General features: G+C 62.8%; 19 protein-coding genes. 5 read left to right on the forward strand and 14 right to left on the reverse strand.

The genetic code is table 11. The features are described from left to right. Positions 1 to 60 precede the first annotated feature (60 nt). On the reverse strand, positions 61 to 591 hold the full coding sequence (locus tag BB029_RS23015) for a bacterioferritin (protein ID WP_065940900.1): 531 nt from the start codon (positions 589 to 591) through the stop codon (positions 61 to 63). A 176-nt stretch (positions 592 to 767) separates the two neighbouring features. On the opposite strand from BB029_RS23015, the gene BB029_RS23020 reads away from it, so the two are divergent. Next, positions 768 to 1,658: a triacylglycerol lipase gene (locus BB029_RS23020; RefSeq protein ID WP_065940901.1), complete on the forward strand. Its 891-nt coding sequence runs from the start codon at positions 768 to 770 to the stop codon at positions 1,656 to 1,658. Here BB029_RS23020 and BB029_RS23025 read toward each other — a convergent pair. Continuing rightward, positions 1,655 to 2,533, reverse strand: coding sequence for a DMT family transporter (locus BB029_RS23025; RefSeq protein ID WP_065940902.1), 879 nt, complete (start codon positions 2,531 to 2,533; stop codon positions 1,655 to 1,657). The two genes, BB029_RS23020 and BB029_RS23025, sit on opposite strands and share 4 nt — an antisense overlap. Positions 2,534 to 2,630: 97 nt before the next feature. Here BB029_RS23025 and BB029_RS23030 point away from each other — a divergent pair, with 97 nt between their 5' ends. The 3 genes from BB029_RS23030 to BB029_RS23040 all read left to right on the forward strand — a co-directional run bounded on the left by BB029_RS23030 (position 2,631) and on the right by BB029_RS23040 (position 4,980). Continuing rightward, on the forward strand, positions 2,631 to 3,419 hold the full coding sequence (locus BB029_RS23030; protein WP_065940903.1) for a helix-turn-helix transcriptional regulator: 789 nt from the start codon (positions 2,631 to 2,633) through the stop codon (positions 3,417 to 3,419). Between the two features lie 71 nt (positions 3,420 to 3,490). Next, on the forward strand, positions 3,491 to 3,790 hold the full coding sequence (locus tag BB029_RS23035) for a PsiF family protein (RefSeq protein ID WP_027607719.1): 300 nt from the start codon (positions 3,491 to 3,493) through the stop codon (positions 3,788 to 3,790). Positions 3,791 to 3,966: 176 nt separating this feature from the next. Next, on the forward strand, positions 3,967 to 4,980 hold the full coding sequence (locus BB029_RS23040; protein ID WP_027607720.1) for an AI-2E family transporter: 1,014 nt from the start codon (positions 3,967 to 3,969) through the stop codon (positions 4,978 to 4,980). 141 nt (positions 4,981 to 5,121) lie between these two features. Here BB029_RS23040 and BB029_RS23045 read toward each other — a convergent pair whose 3' ends face one another. Further along, on the reverse strand, positions 5,122 to 6,390 hold the full coding sequence (locus BB029_RS23045) for an Hsp70 family protein (protein ID WP_065940904.1): 1,269 nt from the start codon (positions 6,388 to 6,390) through the stop codon (positions 5,122 to 5,124). A 238-nt stretch (positions 6,391 to 6,628) separates the two neighbouring features. Here BB029_RS23045 and BB029_RS23050 point away from each other — a divergent pair, with 238 nt between their 5' ends. Further along, positions 6,629 to 7,567: a DnaJ C-terminal domain-containing protein gene (locus BB029_RS23050; RefSeq protein ID WP_027607722.1), complete on the forward strand. Its 939-nt coding sequence runs from the start codon at positions 6,629 to 6,631 to the stop codon at positions 7,565 to 7,567. A gap of 46 nt (positions 7,568 to 7,613) precedes the next feature. Here the strand turns inward: BB029_RS23050 and ureC are convergent, their stop codons facing one another. From ureC to urtA, 11 genes are all read right to left on the reverse strand, one after another. Continuing rightward, the gene (gene ureC / locus BB029_RS23055; RefSeq protein ID WP_065940905.1) at positions 7,614 to 9,314 is read right to left on the reverse strand and encodes an urease subunit alpha; all 1,701 of its coding nucleotides are present in this window, start codon (positions 9,312 to 9,314) and stop codon (positions 7,614 to 7,616) included. A gap of 111 nt (positions 9,315 to 9,425) precedes the next feature. Further along, a complete protein-coding gene (locus tag BB029_RS23060) occupies positions 9,426 to 9,731 on the reverse strand; it encodes an urease subunit beta (protein WP_027607724.1) in 306 nt (101 codons plus the stop codon). Beyond that, on the reverse strand, positions 9,728 to 10,261 hold the full coding sequence (locus BB029_RS23065) for a GNAT family N-acetyltransferase (RefSeq protein ID WP_065940906.1): 534 nt from the start codon (positions 10,259 to 10,261) through the stop codon (positions 9,728 to 9,730). The genes BB029_RS23060 and BB029_RS23065 overlap by 4 nt, the downstream gene beginning before the upstream one ends. Positions 10,262 to 10,266: 5 nt before the next feature. Beyond that, the gene (locus BB029_RS23070) at positions 10,267 to 10,779 is read right to left on the reverse strand and encodes a GNAT family N-acetyltransferase (RefSeq protein ID WP_065940907.1); all 513 of its coding nucleotides are present in this window, start codon (positions 10,777 to 10,779) and stop codon (positions 10,267 to 10,269) included. A 9-nt stretch (positions 10,780 to 10,788) separates the two neighbouring features. Continuing rightward, entirely contained in the window at positions 10,789 to 11,091 is a 303-nt protein-coding gene (gene ureA / locus BB029_RS23075; RefSeq protein WP_003171437.1) for an urease subunit gamma, read from the reverse strand. A gap of 146 nt (positions 11,092 to 11,237) precedes the next feature. Next, on the reverse strand, positions 11,238 to 12,077 hold the full coding sequence (locus tag BB029_RS23080) for an urease accessory protein UreD (RefSeq protein ID WP_027607727.1): 840 nt from the start codon (positions 12,075 to 12,077) through the stop codon (positions 11,238 to 11,240). A 33-nt stretch (positions 12,078 to 12,110) separates the two neighbouring features. Next, a complete protein-coding gene (gene urtE / locus BB029_RS23085; RefSeq protein ID WP_065940908.1) occupies positions 12,111 to 12,809 on the reverse strand; it encodes an urea ABC transporter ATP-binding subunit UrtE in 699 nt (232 codons plus the stop codon). Positions 12,810 to 12,821: 12 nt separating this feature from the next. Then, positions 12,822 to 13,655, reverse strand: coding sequence for an urea ABC transporter ATP-binding protein UrtD (urtD, locus tag BB029_RS23090; protein WP_043293781.1), 834 nt, complete (start codon positions 13,653 to 13,655; stop codon positions 12,822 to 12,824). Continuing rightward, the gene (urtC, locus tag BB029_RS23095) at positions 13,652 to 14,719 is read right to left on the reverse strand and encodes an urea ABC transporter permease subunit UrtC (RefSeq protein ID WP_065940909.1); all 1,068 of its coding nucleotides are present in this window, start codon (positions 14,717 to 14,719) and stop codon (positions 13,652 to 13,654) included. Before urtC ends, urtD begins: the two co-directional genes overlap by 4 nt. Next, positions 14,719 to 16,221, reverse strand: a complete 1,503-nt coding sequence (gene urtB / locus BB029_RS23100; protein ID WP_065940910.1) for an urea ABC transporter permease subunit UrtB — start codon at positions 16,219 to 16,221, stop codon at positions 14,719 to 14,721. Before urtB ends, urtC begins: the two co-directional genes overlap by 1 nt. Positions 16,222 to 16,360: 139 nt before the next feature. Beyond that, the gene (gene urtA, locus BB029_RS23105) at positions 16,361 to 17,626 is read right to left on the reverse strand and encodes an urea ABC transporter substrate-binding protein (RefSeq protein WP_027607732.1); all 1,266 of its coding nucleotides are present in this window, start codon (positions 17,624 to 17,626) and stop codon (positions 16,361 to 16,363) included. Between the last annotated feature and the right edge of the window lie 105 nt (positions 17,627 to 17,731).

Raw genomic sequence — 17,731 nt, forward strand, 5'->3', positions numbered from 1 at the left:
CGCTGAAACTGACACTCCGCTATCGGGAGCAAGCCCCCTCCCACATTGGTTTTGCGCTATTTACAGGCTTTCTAGGATGTCGGCCATATCGTCCGCATGCTCTTCTTCCTGAGCCAGGATCTCTTCGAACAGACGGCGCGTGGTTGGATCCTTATCACCGATGTACTGGATGATTTCGCGGTAGCTGTCCACCGCGATCCGCTCGGCCACCAGGTCTTCGTAGACCATTTCCTTCAAGCTGTTACCGGCCACGTATTGGGCGTGGGAGTTTTTCGACAGCAGGTCCGGGTTGAACTCCGGCTCGCCGCCCAGTTGCACGATGCGTTCGGCGAGTTTGTCGGCGTGCTCGGCTTCCTGGGTGGCGTGTTCGAGGAATTCCTGCGCGGCGACGGCAGCTTTAACGCCGCTGGCCATGAAGTAGTGACGCTTGTAGCGCAGCACACACACCAGTTCAGTGGCCAGGGAGCCGTTGAGCAGGCGGATGATCTCTTCGCGGTCGGCGTCATAGCCCTCGGTCACGGCACCGTTTTCGACGTTCTGGCGGGCGCGGCTGCGCAGGGTCGCAACGTCAGTCAAGTTTGCTTCACTCATCTCAATCTCCTGGGGCTAATCCGGTTTTACGCCACGCTCTGTCGGCGTGATCGCTCCCAGTTGTGAGTCACGGGCGCAGCAAAAAGTTTTATTGGATTTGCCAGGCGTGTCATCAGCGCGTCGCCGGAATTGGGCTAGCCTGCCATCATCCTCTCTTGATCAAGGACGTTCGCTTCATGTCGCAGTCGTTAGCCACGCGTTATCCCTTGGTGCTGGTGCCCGGCATGCTGGGGTTCGTGCGCCTGGGGTTCTTCCCCTACTGGTATGGCATTGTCCCGGCACTGCGGGCGGGTGGGGCGCAGGTGTTTCCCATCCAGGTGGCGCCGCTGGACTCCAGCGAGGTGCGTGGCGAGCAGCTGCTGGCGCAGATCGAGCGGATTCGCCTTGAGACCGGCGCCGACAAGGTCAACCTGATCGGCCATAGCCAGGGCGCGCTGACCGCCCGTTATGCGGCGGCCACGCGCCCGGAGTGGGTGGCGTCGGTGACGTCGGTGGCCGGGCCCAACCACGGTTCGGAGCTGGCGGACCATATCCACGCCCATTATCCGGCCGACAGCGTGAAGGGGCGGCTGATGAGCGCGCTGTTTCATCTGGTTGCAACGGTGATGAGCCTGCTGGAAACCGGCTATCGCGGCCCGCGCTTCAAGGCGGACTTGCAGGCGTCCCACCATTCCCTGACCAGCGCAGGTGTGGCGCTGTTCAACTGCAAGTATCCCCAAGGGTTGCCGCACACCTGGGGCGGGCACGGGGCGGAGGTGGACAATGGCGTGCGCTACTACTCATGGTCCGGCACCTTGCAACCGGGCAAGACCGACCGTGGGCGCAACCTGCTGGACGGGACGAATCGCAGCTGCCGATTGTTCGCCCGCAGCTTCGTGCGCGAGAAGGGCCAGTGCGACGGCATGGTCGGGCGCTGCAGCTCGCACCTGGGGCGGGTGATCGGCGATGACTACGCCCTGGACCACTTCGACATCGTCAACCAATCCATGGGCCTGGTCGGCAAGGGCGCCGAGCCGATCCGCCTGTTCGTCGAGCATGCCCAGCGCCTGAAGGCGGCCGGGGTTTAAGCCTGGCGGCGCACCGGCGTGGTCCAGCGCTCTGACAAAATCACCCCGCCCAAGGTCAGCAAGCCGCCCACCAGGTGATACAACGCCAGCTCTTCCTTCAACACCACGGCGGCAATCAATGCAGTGATCAACGGCAGCAGGTTGAAAAACAGCGTGGTGCGACTTGGGCCCAGGGTCTTCACCGAGTGCATCCACGCCAGTGGCGCCAGCATCGAAGCCAGCAAGCATGCATAGAGCACCAGCGGAATATTCGTCCAGCCCAGGCCGGCTTTTGCCGAGAACAGAAACAGCGGAAACAGCACCACCACCGCCACCAGCACCTGCAAATACAGGAGCACCAGCGGCGGCAGGCGCAGCTGCCATTTTTTCAACAGGGTGCTGTAGACCGCGTACGCCAGGGTCGCGACCAGCATCATCGCATCGCCCAGGTTCACGCCGTGCTGCAGCAACGCGCCGAGGCTGCCGGCCGACACCACCACCACTACCCCTGCGAATGACAGCACCGCACCCGTCAGTGCGCCAAAGGTCAGGCGCTGGCCCAGGCTGATGATGGCCGCCGTCAAGGCCATCAACGGCATCAACGACAGGATGATGCCCATATTGGTGGCGCTGGTCAGCGAAGCGGCGTAGTACGCCAGGCTCTGGTACACCGCCATGCCCAGCACCCCAAGGATGCCGATCTTACCCAGGTTCGGGCGGATCAGCGGCCAGTGGGCGATGACCGGCTTGAGCATGAACGGTGTAAACAGCAATGCAGCCAGTAACCAGCGGTAAAAGCCGATTTCAGCGGGGAAGATCGAACCCACGGCCAGTTTATTGACCACGGTATTGCCGGCCCAGATAAAAATGGCCAGCAGGGGATACGCGTATTGCATCGAAAGAAACCAAGTGTGTTGATAAGGCCGGATTATCCCTTGTCTGGATCGAAGCCTATACTGCGATCCAGACAAACGACCTCTGTATCCAGACAATATGGCCCGACACACCGTACGCCTCGCGGACTTTGCCCGCCTGCCAAGCCCCGTGTACTTCCGTTACTCCGACTTTGCCCCCGACACTGAGTGCACCCCGCACCAGCATGTCTGGGGCTCGCTGGACTACTCCGCCAGCGGCGTGATGCGCATGGAAGTGGCCGGCAACCGCTTTATATCGCCGCCGCAGTACGCGGTGTGGGTCCCACCCAATACCGAACACAGCTCCTACAACGCCGAGGCGATTGTCTACCGTTCGGTGGGCCTTTCGCCGCCGCTCTGCGAGCACTTGCCCAAGCAGCCTTGCACCCTGGCCATCAGCGACATCCTCAAGGCCATCCTCAGCGACTTCGCCCAGCGTGACGTCAACATCCCGCACACCGAGGCCGACATCCGCCTGGCCCAGGTGCTGGTCGATCAGCTCAGGCAGGCGCCGATCCACGAGGGTTTTTTGCCCTACGCCCGCCACCCCGGGCTGCTCGGCGTGTTGGAAGGCATGCAGGCCGACCCCGCTGACAACCGCCCCCTGGCCCACTGGGCCGAGCAGGTGCATGTGAGCGAGCGCACCCTGGCGCGACAATTTGTGCGCGAGCTGGGCATGAGCTTCGGCGAATGGCGCCAGCGCTTGCGCTACCTCGCCGCCATCGAAGCCCTCGACAGTGAGCGCAGTGTGCAAAATGTGGCGTTTGACCTCGGCTACAGCAGCGCCTCGGCGTTTATCGCGATGTTCCAGCGCCAGGCCGGCTGCACCCCGGAGCAGTACCGGCGGACGAATATTCGCAGCCGATGAAGATGTAACAAGGTTTGGCTACACTGCTGGGTAGGCCGTGCCTCCCGGCACGGTAACAGGGAGAAAACTCCATGAAGATGCTGCGTATTCCGCTGTTGATGATGGGCCTGCTGCTGTGTTCCCAGGGCTTTGCCGCCACCGCCCAGCAAAACAAGATGACCACCTGCAATGCCGAAGCCACCACCAAGACGCTCAAGGGCGACGAGCGCAAGGCTTTCATGAAAACCTGCCTGTCGGCGCCGGCGGCCAATGATGCGAAGACGCTCACCCCGCAACAGCAGAAGATGAAGGATTGCAATGCGTCGGCGAAAACCAAGGCGTTGACCGGCGATGCGCGCAAGACGTTCATGAGCACCTGCCTGAAGAATTGATAGCCCCAGGCCCCAGAAGGCTGCGACACTCGCACACAGCCCCTCTGTAGGAGCGAGCTTGCTCGCGAAGAACGCAATTACCCCGCGTTTATTCAGAATAAACGCGTTATCGTTGGCGGCCTTCGCGAGCAAGCTCGCTCCTACACATCCTTTAACGCCGTTCGTTTTGAGGCTGTATGCCAACGTTTTCTCAGCGTCACGTGTTATTGCTGGCCAGCTACATCATCATTTTCGGCGGGTTGCTGCTGGTATTGCCGCTGAAGTTGCTGCCCAGCCTGCTGGCCGGCCTGTTGGTCTATGAACTGGTCAACATGCTCACCCCCCAACTGCAACGGCTGATCGAAGGGCGCCGCGCGCGCTGGCTGGCGGTGGCCTTGCTCGGCACCCTGATCGTCAGCGTGCTGGCCCTGATCTTCGCCGGCGCCATCAGCTTCCTGCTTCATGAAGCGGAAAACCCCGGCGCCTCCCTGGATAAATTCATGGGCGTGGTCGACCGCGCGCGTGGTCAACTGCCGCCGTTCCTCGATGCCTACCTGCCCGCCAGCGCGGCCGAATTCCGCGTGGCCATCGGCGACTGGCTGAGCAAGCACCTGAGCGAACTGCAACTGGTCGGCAAAGACGCCGCCCACATGTTCGTTACCCTGCTGATCGGCATGGTGCTCGGTGCGATCATCGCCCTGCAGCGGGTGCCCGACCTGACCAAACGCAAGCCCCTGGCCGCGGCGCTGTTCGACCGCCTGCACCTGCTGGTCCAGGCCTTTCGCAACATCGTCTTCGCACAGATCAAGATTGCCGCGCTCAACACCGCCTTCACCGCCGTGTTCCTCGCCGTGGTGCTTCCGCTGTGCGGCATCCACCTGCCGCTGACCAAGACCCTGATCGTGCTGACCTTCCTGCTCGGCCTGTTGCCGGTGATCGGCAACCTGATGTCCAACACCCTGATCACCATCGTCGCGCTGTCGCTGTCGATCTGGGTGGCGGTGGCGGCGCTGGGGTATCTGATCGTGATCCACAAGGTCGAGTACTTCCTCAACGCGCGCATTGTCGGCGGGCAGATCAGTGCCAAGTCGTGGGAGTTGCTCCTGGCGATGCTGGTGTTTGAAGCGGCGTTTGGTTTGCCGGGGGTGGTGGCGGGGCCGATTTACTATGCGTATCTGAAGAGTGAGCTGAAGCTCGGCGGGATGGTTTAAGGCGTGTGTTGCCTGGGCGGGCCCCATCGGGGGCAAGCCCCCTCCCACATTTACTGTGTCTACACAGGTCGACTTGTGAACACGGTCAGTGTGGGAGGGGGCTTGCCCCCGATGAAGTCGCCACGGTATTTCAGGTGAAATTCAGCAGCCGTAGCGCTTGCTCGCCTCAATCGCCAAGCCGCTGCCGATACTGCCGAAGATATTGCCTTCCACATGCCGGGCATTCGGCAGCATGGCCGAGATGCTGTGGCGCAGCGCCGGGATGCCGCTGGAACCGCCGGTAAAGAACACCGTGTCCACCTGGGCCACTGCCACCGAAGCATCGGTGAGCAACTGCGTTACGCTGTTGCGCACGCGCTCCAGCAAGCCATCGATGGCCGACTCGAACAGTGCGCGGCTCAGGTCCACGCTCAACCCCGGCTCAACCCGGTCCAGCAGCACGTGGCGGTTGTCTTCGTGGGTGAGCTGGATCTTGGTCTCTTCCACTTCCATGGCCAGCCAGTGCCCGGCGCGCTGTTCGATCAGCTTGAACAGGCGATCGATGCCGCCGGTGTCTTCGATGTCATAGCGCATGCTGCCCAGGGCCAGCTGGGATTTCTGCGAGTACACCGAGTTGATGGTGTGCCAGGTCGCCAGGTTCATGTGGTGGCTGGTGGGCATGTAGGCGCCGCTTTTCATGCGGCTGCCGTAGCCGAACAGCGGCATGATGCCGGCCAGGGACAGTTGCTTGTCGAAGTCGGTCCCGCCGATGTGCACGCCGCCGGTGGCGAGGATGTCGTCCTGGCGGTTGTCGTTGTGGCGGCGGTCCGGGGACAGGCGCACCAGCGAAAAGTCTGACGTACCCCCGCCGATGTCGACGATCAGTACCAGTTCTTCCTTCTCGATGGTGGACTCGTAGTCGAACGCGGCGGCAATCGGTTCGTACTGGAACGAAATGTCCTTGAAACCGATCTTGCGCGCTACGTCGACCAGGGTGTTTTCGGCTTCCTGGTCGGCCATCGGGTCGTCATCGACGAAAAACACCGGGCGGCCCAGCACCACTTCTTCGAACTCGCGGCCGGCGGTGGTTTCGGCGCGGCTCTTGAGCTGGCCGATAAACAGCGCCAGCAGGTCGGTGAACGGCATCGCCGTGCCCAATACGCTGGTGTCGTGCTTGATCAACTTGGAACCCAGCAGGCTCTTGAGGGAGCGCATCAGCCGGCCTTCGTAGTTCTCCAGGTATTCGTGCAGGGCCAGGCGACCGTAGACCGGGCGGCGCTCCTCGAAGTTGAAGAACACCACCGACGGCAGGGTGATCTTGTCGTCCTCCAGCGCGATAAGCGTTTCCATGCCGGGGCGGATCCAGCCGACGGTGGAGTTGGACGTGCCGAAGTCGATACCGCAGGCACGGGCTGGGGATGGGTTTTTCATGTCTATCGGGTTCCGGTTGAAAAACGGCCGCGCAGTGTATGCCAGTCGAGGGCGGATGCGTAGGCCGACCATCCGTTAAATCGTGCTTGAAAGTTCGGCATTCGCCCCCACATCTGGTGCATACGGCAAGCGCCGATAACACTTTGACGCACCCCCAGGCCACAAGACTCAACAGGTGCAAACCAGCGCACGTTGTGCCCCGGGCTGTGCGATCTCGATTAAGGATGGTGAACCGCCGATGGATTTCAAAGACTACTACAAGATTCTGGGTGTCGAGCCGAGCGCCGATGACAAGGAAATCAAGGCTGCCTATCGCAAGCTCGCGCGCAAATATCACCCGGACGTGAGCAAGGAAAAAGACGCCGAAGCCAAGTTCAAGGACGCGTCCGAAGCCTATGAAGCGCTTAAAAGCGCCGACAAGCGCGCCGAATACGACGAACTGCGCAAATACGGCCAGCATGGCCAACCGTTCCAGGGCCCGCCGGGTTGGCAGAGCCGTGGCGGGTTTGGCGGTGGCCAGGGCACCGAGGATTTCTCCGACTTCTTCAGCTCGATCTTTGGCGGGCGTGGCGATGCCTTCGGTGGCGGCCAGCGCCGTCCAACCGGGCGCAAGGGCCAGGACGTGGAGATGCAGCTGTCGGTGTTCCTCGAAGAGACACTGTCCACCGAGTCCAAGCAGATCAGCTTCCAGGTGCCGCAATACGACGCCTCGGGCCGGCATGTCAGCAACACCACCAAGAGCCTGAACGTGAAGATCCCCGCCGGTGTCGCCGACGGTGAGCGTATTCGCCTCAAGGGCCAGGGCGCACCGGGTGTTGGCGGTGGGGCCAACGGCGATCTGTACCTGATCGTCAAGTTTGCGCCGCACCCCAAGTTCGAAGTGGACGGCGAAAACCTGATCATCAACCTGCCGCTGGCACCATGGGAATTGGCGCTGGGCGCGGAAGTGGCCGTGCCGACCCTGACCGGCAAGATCAACCTCAAGGTGCCGGCCGGCAGCCAGAACGGGCAGCGCATGCGCGCCAAGGGCCACGGCTTGCTGAACAAGGCCGGGCAGCGTGGCTTCCTGTACGTGCAGCTCAAGGCGGTGATGCCGCCGGCAGGCGATGACGACGTGAAAGCGTTGTGGCAGGAGCTGGCAAAAAAAGCCGCGTTCAATCCGCGCGAGCAGTTCTAAGGGGATTTGTGGTGAGGGCACAAGCTCCCTCACCACAGGTTTCAAGTCAGAACAGGAAATACCGCTGCGCCATCGGCAACACATCCGCCGGCTCACACCACAGCAGCACCCCGTCGGCCTTGACCTGATAGGTCTGTGGGTCCACTTCGATATCCGGCAGGTAATCGTTGTGGATCAGGTCGGTTTTCTGCACATCGCGACACCCTTTCACCACCCCAATCTGTTTCTTCAGGCCCAGGGCTTGCGGCAAGCCTGCGTCCAGGGCTGCCTGGCTGATAAAGGTCAGGCTGGTGGCATGCAATGAGCTGCCGAAACTGGCGAACATCGGGCGGTAGTGCACCGGCTGCGGGGTGGGGATCGACGCATTGGCATCGCCCATCAGGCTGGAAGCAATCGCGCCGCCCTTGAGGATCAGGGTCGGCTTGATGCCGAAGAACGCCGGGCGCCACAGCACCAGGTCAGCCCACTTGCCCACTTCGATGGAGCCGACGATATGGCTGATGCCATGGGTGATCGCCGGGTTGATGGTGTACTTGGCGATGTAGCGCTTGGCGCGGAAGTTATCGTTGCCCGGGCCGTCACCGGGCAGGGCGCCGCGCTGTTTCTTCATCTTGTCGGCGGTCTGCCAGGTGCGCGTGATCACTTCACCGACGCGGCCCATGGCCTGGCTGTCGGAGCTGATCATCGAGAACGCGCCGAGGTCGTGCAGGATGTCTTCGGCAGCGATGGTCTCGCGGCGGATGCGGCTTTCGGCGAAGGCCACGTCTTCGGCAATACTCGGGTCCAGGTGATGGCAGACCATCAACATGTCCAGGTGTTCGTCGATGGTGTTGCGCGTGAACGGCCGCGTCGGGTTGGTGGAGCTGGGCAGCACGTTGGGAAAGCCGCAGGCCTTGATGATGTCCGGCGCGTGGCCGCCACCGGCACCTTCGGTGTGGTAGGTGTGGATGGTGCGGCCCTTGAGCGCGGCCAGGGTGGTTTCGACAAAGCCGGATTCGTTGAGGGTGTCACTGTGGATCGCCACCTGCACGTCGTACTGGTCGGCGACGCTCAGGCAGTTGTCGATGCTGGCGGGCGTGGTGCCCCAGTCTTCGTGCAGCTTCAAGCCGATGGCGCCGGCCTTGACCTGCTCGATCAACGGCTCGGGCAAGCTGGCGTTGCCCTTGCCGGTAAACCCGATGTTCATCGGGAACGAGTCGCTGGCCTGCAGCATGCGCGCCAGGTGCCAGGGCCCGGAGGTGCAGGTGGTGGCGTTGGTGCCGGTGGCCGGCCCGGTGCCGCCGCCGATCATGGTGGTGACACCGCTGGTCAGCGCCTCTTCGATCTGCTGCGGGCAGATGAAATGCACGTGGGAGTCGATGCCGCCGGCGGTGAGGATCATGCCTTCGCCGGCGATCACTTCGGTGCTGGCGCCGATGGCCATGGTCACGCCGGGCTGGATATCCGGGTTACCGGCCTTGCCGATCGCGTAGATGCGGCCGTTCTTCAAGCCGACGTCGGCCTTGACGATGCCCCAGTGGTCGATGATCAGCGCGTTGGTGATCAGGGTGTCGACGACTTCATGGGCGAGCAATTGGCTCTGGCCCTGGCCGTCGCGGATCACTTTGCCGCCGCCGAATTTCACTTCTTCGCCGTAGACGGTGAAATCCTGCTCGACTTCGACGAACAGCTCGGTGTCGGCCAGGCGGACCTTGTCACCGACGGTGGGGCCGTACATGTCGGCGTAGGCTTGGCGGCTGATTTTCATGTGTGTGCCCTGAAATATTTGTGTTGAATGTGAAATCGCTATCGGGGGCAAGCCCCCTCCCACCTTTGGAATGCGTTCCCCTGTGGGAGGGGGCTTGCCCCCGATGAGGCCCTAAAGGTCGCCCATGATCCGCCCGGCAAACCCGAACACCCGCCGACCGCCGCTCAAATCCACCAGCTCGACCTCACGGCTCTGCCCCGGCTCGAACCGCACCGCCGTGCCCGCCGGAATATTCAGGCGCATGCCGCGGCTCAATGGGCGGTCAAATGTCAGCGCGTCATTGGTCTCGAAAAAATGGTAGTGCGAACCCACCTGGATCGGCCGGTCGCCGCTGTTGGCCACGCTGAGGGTGACGGTGCGTCGGCCGACGTTGAGTTCGATCTCGCCAGGCTGGATCTGATATTCGCCAGGAATCATGCAGGTTGCCCCAGGGTCTTGAAGTAGATGGCGGTCGGGCTGTAGCGCCCGTCCGGGCTTTGGCAGTAGTCGGGCAGTTCACCGATCTTGGTGTAGCGCAGCGACTGGTAGAAGGCTTCGGCAGGCGAACCGGCTTCGGTGTCCAGGTACAGCAGGCCGCGCTTGTGCTGGCGCGCGGCGAGTTCCAGGGCGTTCATCAATTGTTGGCCCAGGCCGTGGCGCCGCGCGTTGCTGTGCACCAGCAGCTTTTGCACTTCGGCGCGGTTCAGGCCGTTGGCTTTCTGGCACAGCGCCAACTGCACGCTGGCGATCACCTGCTCATCGCGCACCACCACCCACAGCAACAGGCTGGCGTCTTCAATGCTCGCCTGTACCCCGTCCAGATAGGCACGGGCCTGGGCTTCATCGAAGTCGGCCATGAAACCCACCGACGCACCGTGCTTGACCGCATCCAGCAACAGCTCGATCAGGCCCCGACGGTAGTGGGCAAAACTTTCAGCATTGACTCGACGCAGTTGCGCGGCGTTCATCGAACTCACTCCTTGGGCGGTTGCGCGCCCGGATTCAATGTCAGTTGCATAAAGGTCAGGTCCAGCCAGCGGCTGAACTTGATGCCCACCTGAGGCATTTGCCCGGTGGTGACGAAACCCAGGCGCTCGTGCAGGCGGATCGAGGCCAGGTTGCCGCTTTCGATGGCCGCCACCATGACGTGTTTGCCGCCACTGCGGGCGCGCTCGATCAGGGTTTGCATCAGCCGTGGGCCGAGGCCCTTGCCGCGCTGGTCGTTGCGTACGTACACCGAGTGTTCGACGCTGTAGCGAAAGCCCTCGAACGGGCGCCAGTCGCCGAAAGAGGCGTAGCCGGTGACTTCATCGTTCTCCACTGCGACCAGGATCGGATAGCCCTGGGCCTGTCGTGCACTGAACCAGGCCTGGCGGTTAGCCAGGTCCACCGGTTGTTCGTTCCAGATCGCCGTGGTGTTGAGTACCGCGTCGTTGTAGATGTCGCGGATCGCCGGCAGGTCTTGCTCGGTTGCATCACGAATCATGGCCGTGTCTCACGCGATGGGTTGGTGGACGGTCACCAGCTTGGTGCCGTCGGGGAAGGTGGCTTCCACCTGGATATCCGGGATCATTTCCGGGATGCCTTCCATCACTTGTTCACGGCTGAGCAGGGTGGTGCCGTAGTGCATCAGGTCGGCCACGGTGCGGCCATCGCGGGCGCCTTCCATCAAGGCGGCGGAGATATAGGCGATGGTTTCCGGGTAGTTGAGCTTCACACCGCGCGCCAGGCGCCGTTCGGCGACTAAGCCGGCGGTGAAGATCAGCAGTTTGTCTTTTTCCCGTGGGGTCAGGTCCATGGTTCAAGGTCCTTCAAAGAATGCATTCTTAAATACAACAGAGATCAAGTGTGGGAGGGGGCTTGCCCCCGATGGGGGGTGTCAGGCAATACATCTTTCACTGACCCACCGCCATCGGGAGCAAGCCCCCTCCCACATTTTGATCTTCATGTGCTCCATATTCGTGGTGAGACTGCTTCCCGTCCTAGCACCGCCGGGCGTAACAGTTTCCATAAATCAATTAACCACCCCCGCGCCAGCAGCGCTTCACTGGCCAGGCAGCGGGCGACCAGCAAGCCGGGCAGTTGGGTCAGGTCGCCGCGCACGGCGTGGGGCAGGGCGCGGCAGTGTTCGAGTAATTCGGGCTCGATATCGCCGGTCACCAGCAGGGTGGCGAACACCGGTTGGCCGTCCAGGCCGATGGGCGAGTCGAGCAGGCCATCGGCGCCCACAATGCGCTGGCGCTCGTGCCAGAGCAACTGGCCGTCGCGGCGGATATCCAGGTGCGATTGAAAGTGGCCCAGGTCGAAGCGCTCGCCACTGGCCGGACGCCCCAGGGCGATCACGTCCCAGTAGAACAGCCGGGCATCGCCGTGCAGGTCGATGCGGGTGCTGAGTTCGGCCTGGGCGGCGCTGAACACAATGGTTTCCTGGGGCAGCCATTCCAGGGTCGCGCCGGCCTCCACCGTGAGATCAAGTTGCTGATACGCCGGGCCGCTGGCGCGATACCACTTCGCCGCGCCGGGGCTAGTCAATTGCGCCCAGGCACCCTCGGCCACATGGGCGCGGATATCCAGGCGGTCGCCGCCGGCAATCCCGCCGGGCGGGTGCACGATGATGTGCTGGCACACCTCGGGGCCTTCGGCGTACAGGTGCTTTTGCACCCGCAGCGGGCCAAGGTGACGGCGCATCACCGGGCGCGTGGTGTCGCCGAAACGCGCGTAGCCGAGGTCCAGCTCGGCGTGCCAGCTGGGAGTGAACAGGGCAGGGGAAACGGGCAGGTTCATGGTTTCTTGTGCTTATCGTCAGGACGCTACAGGTTAGATGGTAACCAAACCGCGCACACCCTCACTCTCCATATTTTCACCACGGCCCTGCTGCACGATTTCACCGCGCGACATCACCAGGTACTGGTCGGCCAGTTCGGCGGCAAAGTCGTAGAACTGCTCCACCAGCAGGATCGCCATATCGCCGCGCGCCGCGAGCTTCTTGATCACGGCGCCGATCTCCTTGATCACCGAGGGCTGGATGCCTTCGGTGGGCTCATCGAGGATCAACAGGCGCGGGCGGCTGGCCAGGGCGCGGCCGATGGCCAACTGTTGCTGCTGGCCGCCGGACAAATCGCCGCCGCGTCGGTGCTTCATTTGCAGCAAAACCGGGAACAGTTCATAGATAAACGCCGGCACTTCCTTGGCTTCGGCGCCGGGAAAACGCGACAGCCCCATCAACAGGTTTTCTTCCACCGTCAGCCGCCCGAAAATCTCCCGGCCCTGGGGCACGTAGGCGATGCCGGCGTGCACGCGCTGGTGCGGCTTGAAGCCGGTGATGGCCTTGCCCTCCCAGTTCACCACGCCTTCCTTGGCCGGCAGCAACCCCATCAGGCATTTGAGCAGGGTGGTCTTGCCCACGCCGTTACGGCCGAGCAGGCAGGTGACTTCGCCGATCTTCACGTCAAAGGACAGCCCGCGCAGGATGTGGCTACCGCCGTAGTACTGGTGCAGCTTGTCGACTTGCAGCATGTTCAGTTCTCCTTAGCGACCGAGGTACACCTCGATCACCCGCTCATTTTCCTGTACCTGTTCCAGCGATCCCTCGGCCAGCACGCTGCCCTGGTGCAACACGGTGACGTGGTCGGCAATCGAGCCGACAAAGCCCATGTCGTGTTCCACCACCATCAACGAATGCTTGCCCGCCAGGCGCTTGAACAGTTCGGCGGTGAATTCGGTTTCGGCGTCGGTCATGCCCGCCACCGGTTCGTCCAGCAGCAACAGTTGCGGGTCTTGCATCAGCAGCATGCCGATTTCCAGGAACTGCTTCTGGCCGTGGGAGAGCAAGCCGGCGGGCCGATGCATTGAGGCGGTGAGGCGGATGGTATCGAGCACTTCATCGATTCCATCCTTTTGCTCGCCGCTCAGGCGCGCACGCAGGCTGGCCCACACTGACTTGTCGGTCTTCTGCGCCAGCTCCAGGTTTTCGAACACGCTCAGGGCTTCGAACACCGTGGGCTTCTGGAACTTGCGGCCGATGCCGGCCTGGGCGATCTGCACTTCGCTCATGCTGGTCAAGTCGAGGGTTTCGCCAAACCAGGCCTTGCCGTGGCTGGGCCGGGTCTTGCCGGTGATCACGTCCATCAGGGTGGTCTTGCCCGCGCCGTTGGGGCCGATGATGCAGCGCAATTCACCGACGCCGATGTACAGGTTCAAGTCGTTGAGCGCCTTGAACCCATCGAAGCTGACGCTGATATCTTCCAGGGTCAGGATGGTGCCATGGCGGGTGTTCAGGCCGGTGCCTGCGGCCTGGCCGATGCCGATGGCATCGCGGCCGCTGCCCGCATCGAAAATAGGTTCGAGCATGACGTTCCTCATTTCTTCAACAGCCCGATAACGCCCTTGGGCAGGTACAGGGTGACGATGATGAACAGCGCCCCGAGGAAGAACAGCCAGTACTCCGGGAAGGCCACGGTGAACCAGCTCTTCATGCCGTTGACCACGCCGGCGCCGAGCAACGGCCCGATCAGCGTGCCACGCCCGCCCAGGGCCACCCACACGGCGGCTTCGATGGAGTTGGTCGGTGACATTTCACTCGGGTTGATGATGCCCACCTGCGGCACGTACAACGCGCCTGCCAGGCCGCACAGCACCGCGCTCAGCACCCACACGAACAATTTGAAGCCGCGCGGGTCGTAGCCGCAGAACATCAGGCGGTTCTCGGCATCGCGCAGGGCGGTCAGCACCCGGCCGAACTTGCTCCGGGCCAGGCGCCAGCCGATGTACAGGCTCGCCACCAGCAGCACCACCGTGGCCACGAACAGCACGGCCCGCGTGCCCGGTTCGGTGATGCCGAAACCGAGGATGCTGCGGAAGTTGGTGAAGCCGTTATTGCCGCCGAACCCGGTCTCGTTGCGAAAGAACAACAGCATCCCGGCAAAGGTCAGCGCCTGGGTCATGATCGAGAAATACACGCCCTTGATCCGCGAGCGGAAGGCGAAAAAGCCGAATACCAGCGCCAGCACGCCCGGCGCCAACACCACCAGGCACAGGGCCCAGAGGAAGTGCTCGGTGCCGACCCAATACCAGGGCAATTCGGTCCACGACAAAAACGTCATGAACGCCGGCAGCTCACTGCCTGCGGCCTGGCGCATCAGGTACATGCCCATGGCATAACCGCCGAGGGCGAAGAACAGGCCGTGGCCCAGGGACAACATCCCCGCGTAGCCCCACACAAGGTCCAGAGCCAGGGCGACGATGGCGTAGCAGAGGATCTTGCCCACCAGTGTCAGGGTGTAGGCCGATACATGCAGCGGGTTTTCCGGCGACAGCAGCGAACACAACGGCAGGGCCAGCAGCAGCAACAGCACCACCGCGCCGACTGCAATCGTCACCTGGGGGCCGGCCTTTTGCGTGGCCGTGAGCATCAATGGCTGGTTCATCAGTCGATCACCCGTCCTTTCAGTGCGAAGAGTCCCTGCGGGCGTTTCTGGATAAACAGAATGATCAGCGCGAGGATCAGGATCTTGCCGAGTACGGCACCGATCTGCGGTTCCAGGATCTTGTTGGCGATACCCAGGCCGAACGCTGCCATCACGCTGCCGGCCAACTGGCCGACGCCGCCGAGTACCACCACCAGGAACGAGTCGATGATGTAGCTCTGGCCGAGATCAGGGCCGACGTTGCCGATCTGGCTCAGCGCCACGCCGCCCAAGCCCGCGATACCGGAGCCCAGGCCAAACGCGAGCATGTCCACCCGCCCGGTGGGTACGCCGCAGCAGGCGGCCATGTTGCGGTTCTGGGTCACGGCGCGCACGTTGAGGCCCAGGCGGGTCTTGTTCAGCAGCAGCCAGGTGAGCACAACTACAAACAGCGCGAAGGCGATGATCACGATGCGGTTGTAGGGCAGCACCAGGTTGGGCAGCACCTGGATCCCGCCGGACAGCCACGCAGGGTTCGAGACCTCGACGTTCTGCGCACCGAACACCAGGCGCACCAGTTGGATCAGCATCAGGCTGATGCCCCAGGTGGCGAGCAGGGTTTCCAGCGGGCGTCCATACAGGTGACGAATCACCGTACGCTCCAAGGCCATGCCGATGGCGGCGGTGACGAAGAACGCCACCGGCAGTGCGATCAACGGGTAGAACTCGATGGCCTGGGGCACATAGCGCTGCATCAGCAACTGCACCACATAGGTGGAGTAGGCGCCGAGCATCAGCATCTCGCCGTGGGCCATGTTGATCACGCCGAGCAGGCCGAAGGTGATCGCCAGACCCAGGGCCGCCAGCAGCAGGATCGAGCCCAGGGACATGCCGCTGAAGGCCTGGCCGAGGATTTCACCCATCATCAGTTTGCGTTTGACCTGGGCCAGGCTGGTCTCGGCGGCGGTGTGCACGGCGGCGTCGGTTTCCACCCCGGGCGCCAGCAGCGCTTCGAGGCGGGTGCGGGCCAGCGGGTCGCCGGTACTGCCGAGCAAACGCACGGCGGCGAGGCGCACGGCCGGGTCGGTGTCGACCAGTTGCAGGTTGGCCAGGGCCAGGCTGAGGGCGGTGTGCACGTCCTCATTGGTCTCGGCGGCGACCTGCTGGTCGAGGAATTTGAGTTGCGCCGGTTGCGCGCTTTTTTGCAGGGTGCGTGCCGCGGCCAGGCGCACCTTGGGGTCGGCGGCGAGCAGTTGCTGGCTGGCTTGCACGTTGTCGATCAAGCCGCGCAGGCGGTTGTTCAGGCGTACGGTCCTGGTTTCACCGTTGAGCGTGAGCTGGCCCTGTTGCAAGGCGTCCACCAACTCGATGCGCGCCGGGTCAGGCTGCGCGGCCCAGTCCTGGAGGAGCTTGGCTTGTTGCGTCGGGTTGGCGGCCAGGAAGTCTTCGGCGTCGCCGGCATGTACTGCCAAAGGCAGTAACAGCAGGGCCGTGAGGATGAAACGGTGCAGGGCAGTGGGCATACAAATTGTCCTGATCGTACGCGGTCAATTGTGGGAGGGGGCTTGCCCCCGATTGCGGTGCATCAGTCAGCACATGCAGCGCCTGACACTCAGCTATCGGGGGCAAGCCCCCTCCCACATTTTTGATCTGTCGTGAGACTTAGTTGCTCTTCACCGCATAGTCCGGCTTCTTGTCATTGCCAGGAATGTACGGGCTCCACGGCTGTGCCCGGATCGGCTCCTGGGTCTGCCACACCACCGAGAACTGCCCGTCGGACTGGATCTCGCCGATCATCACCGGCTTGTGCAGGTGGTGGTTGGTCTTGTCCATGGTCAGGGTAAAGCCCGATGGCGCGGCAAAGGTCTGGCCGGCCAGGGCTTCGCGCACTTTGTCGACGTCGGTGGACTTGGCTTTCTCGGCTGCCTGCGCCCACATGTGGATGCCCACGTAGGTGGCTTCCATCGGGTCGTTGGTCACCGCTTTGTCCGCGCCCGGCAGGTTGTGTTTCTTCGCGTAGGCTTTCCAGTCGGCGACAAACTTCTTGTTCACCGGGTTCTCCACTGACTGGAAGTAGTTCCAGGCCGCGAGGTTGCCCACCAGCGGCTTGGTGTCGATGCCGCGCAGTTCTTCTTCACCCACGGAGAAGGCCACCACCGGTACGTCGGTCGCCTTCAAACCCTGGTTGGCCAGCTCCTTGTAGAACGGCACGTTGGAGTCGCCGTTCACGGTGGAAATCACCGCCGTCTTGCCGCCGGCGGAGAACTTCTTGATGTTGGCGACGATGGTCTGGTAATCGGCATGGCCGAACGGGGTGTAGACCTCTTCGATGTCCTTGTCCGCCACGCCTTTGGAATGCAGGAACGAACGCAGGATCTTGTTGGTGGTGCGCGGGTACACGTAGTCGGTGCCGAGCAGGAAGAAACGCTTGGCGCTGCCGCCTTCTTCGCTCATCAGGTATTCCACCGCCGGGATCGCCTGCTGGTTCGGCGCCGCACCGGTGTAGAACACGTTCGGCGACATCTCTTCACCCTCGTATTGCACCGGGTAGAACAGCAGGCCGTTGAGCTCTTCGAACACCGGCAATACCGACTTGCGCGACACCGAGGTCCAGCAGCCGAACACCACGGCGACCTTGTCCTGGGTCAGCAGCTGCCGGCCCTTTTCCGCGAACAACGGCCAGTTCGACGCCGGGTCCACCACCACCGGCTCAAGCATCTTGCCGTTCACGCCGCCCTTGGCGTTGATCTCGTCGATGGTCATCAGCGCCATGTCTTTGAGGGACGTTTCGGAGATGGCCATGGTCCCGGACAGCGAGTGCAGGATGCCGACCTTGATGGTCTCGGCGGCCTGCACGGTCCAGGTCAGGCCCATGGCGACAATGGAGGCGGACAGGGTGAAAGCCTTGATCAAGCTGCGACGCTTCATGGTGCGGTCTCCGTAAACGTTTAGTTTTTTTTGATAGGCCGATGTGAACGCTGAAGGGGTACTAGCAAGGGCTGTGCCCGATGGCCAAACGCCCGGTTTTGCGGG

Source organism: Pseudomonas sp. S3E12, from assembly GCF_001702295.1.
Classification (GTDB): Bacteria; Pseudomonadota; Gammaproteobacteria; order Pseudomonadales; family Pseudomonadaceae; genus Aquipseudomonas; species Aquipseudomonas marginalis.

Excerpts from the sequence above, each read along its gene's own strand:
- ureC (WP_065940905.1), bottom strand. The coding sequence starts at position 9,314 with ATGAAAATCAGCCGCCAAGCCTACGCCGACATGTACGGCCCCACCGTC.
- BB029_RS23070 (WP_065940907.1), bottom strand. The coding sequence starts at position 10,779 with ATGATTCGTGATGCAACCGAGCAAGACCTGCCGGCGATCCGCGACATC.
- urtE (WP_065940908.1), bottom strand. The coding sequence starts at position 12,809 with ATGCTGCAAGTCGACAAGCTGCACCAGTACTACGGCGGTAGCCACATC.
- BB029_RS23060 (WP_027607724.1), bottom strand. The coding sequence starts at position 9,731 with ATGATTCCTGGCGAATATCAGATCCAGCCTGGCGAGATCGAACTCAAC.
- urtA (WP_027607732.1), bottom strand. The coding sequence starts at position 17,626 with ATGAAGCGTCGCAGCTTGATCAAGGCTTTCACCCTGTCCGCCTCCATT.
- urtC (WP_065940909.1), bottom strand. The coding sequence starts at position 14,719 with ATGAACCAGCCATTGATGCTCACGGCCACGCAAAAGGCCGGCCCCCAG.
- BB029_RS23065 (WP_065940906.1), bottom strand. The coding sequence starts at position 10,261 with ATGAACGCCGCGCAACTGCGTCGAGTCAATGCTGAAAGTTTTGCCCAC.
- BB029_RS23040 (WP_027607720.1), top strand. The coding sequence starts at position 3,967 with ATGCCAACGTTTTCTCAGCGTCACGTGTTATTGCTGGCCAGCTACATC.
- urtB (WP_065940910.1), bottom strand. The coding sequence starts at position 16,221 with ATGCCCACTGCCCTGCACCGTTTCATCCTCACGGCCCTGCTGTTACTG.
- BB029_RS23045 (WP_065940904.1), bottom strand. The coding sequence starts at position 6,390 with ATGAAAAACCCATCCCCAGCCCGTGCCTGCGGTATCGACTTCGGCACG.
- BB029_RS23030 (WP_065940903.1), top strand. The coding sequence starts at position 2,631 with ATGGCCCGACACACCGTACGCCTCGCGGACTTTGCCCGCCTGCCAAGC.
- ureA (WP_003171437.1), bottom strand. The coding sequence starts at position 11,091 with ATGGACCTGACCCCACGGGAAAAAGACAAACTGCTGATCTTCACCGCC.
- BB029_RS23035 (WP_027607719.1), top strand. The coding sequence starts at position 3,491 with ATGAAGATGCTGCGTATTCCGCTGTTGATGATGGGCCTGCTGCTGTGT.
- BB029_RS23080 (WP_027607727.1), bottom strand. The coding sequence starts at position 12,077 with ATGAACCTGCCCGTTTCCCCTGCCCTGTTCACTCCCAGCTGGCACGCC.
- BB029_RS23020 (WP_065940901.1), top strand. The coding sequence starts at position 768 with ATGTCGCAGTCGTTAGCCACGCGTTATCCCTTGGTGCTGGTGCCCGGC.
- urtD (WP_043293781.1), bottom strand. The coding sequence starts at position 13,655 with ATGAGGAACGTCATGCTCGAACCTATTTTCGATGCGGGCAGCGGCCGC.
- BB029_RS23025 (WP_065940902.1), bottom strand. The coding sequence starts at position 2,533 with ATGCAATACGCGTATCCCCTGCTGGCCATTTTTATCTGGGCCGGCAAT.
- BB029_RS23015 (WP_065940900.1), bottom strand. The coding sequence starts at position 591 with ATGAGTGAAGCAAACTTGACTGACGTTGCGACCCTGCGCAGCCGCGCC.
- BB029_RS23050 (WP_027607722.1), top strand. The coding sequence starts at position 6,629 with ATGGATTTCAAAGACTACTACAAGATTCTGGGTGTCGAGCCGAGCGCC.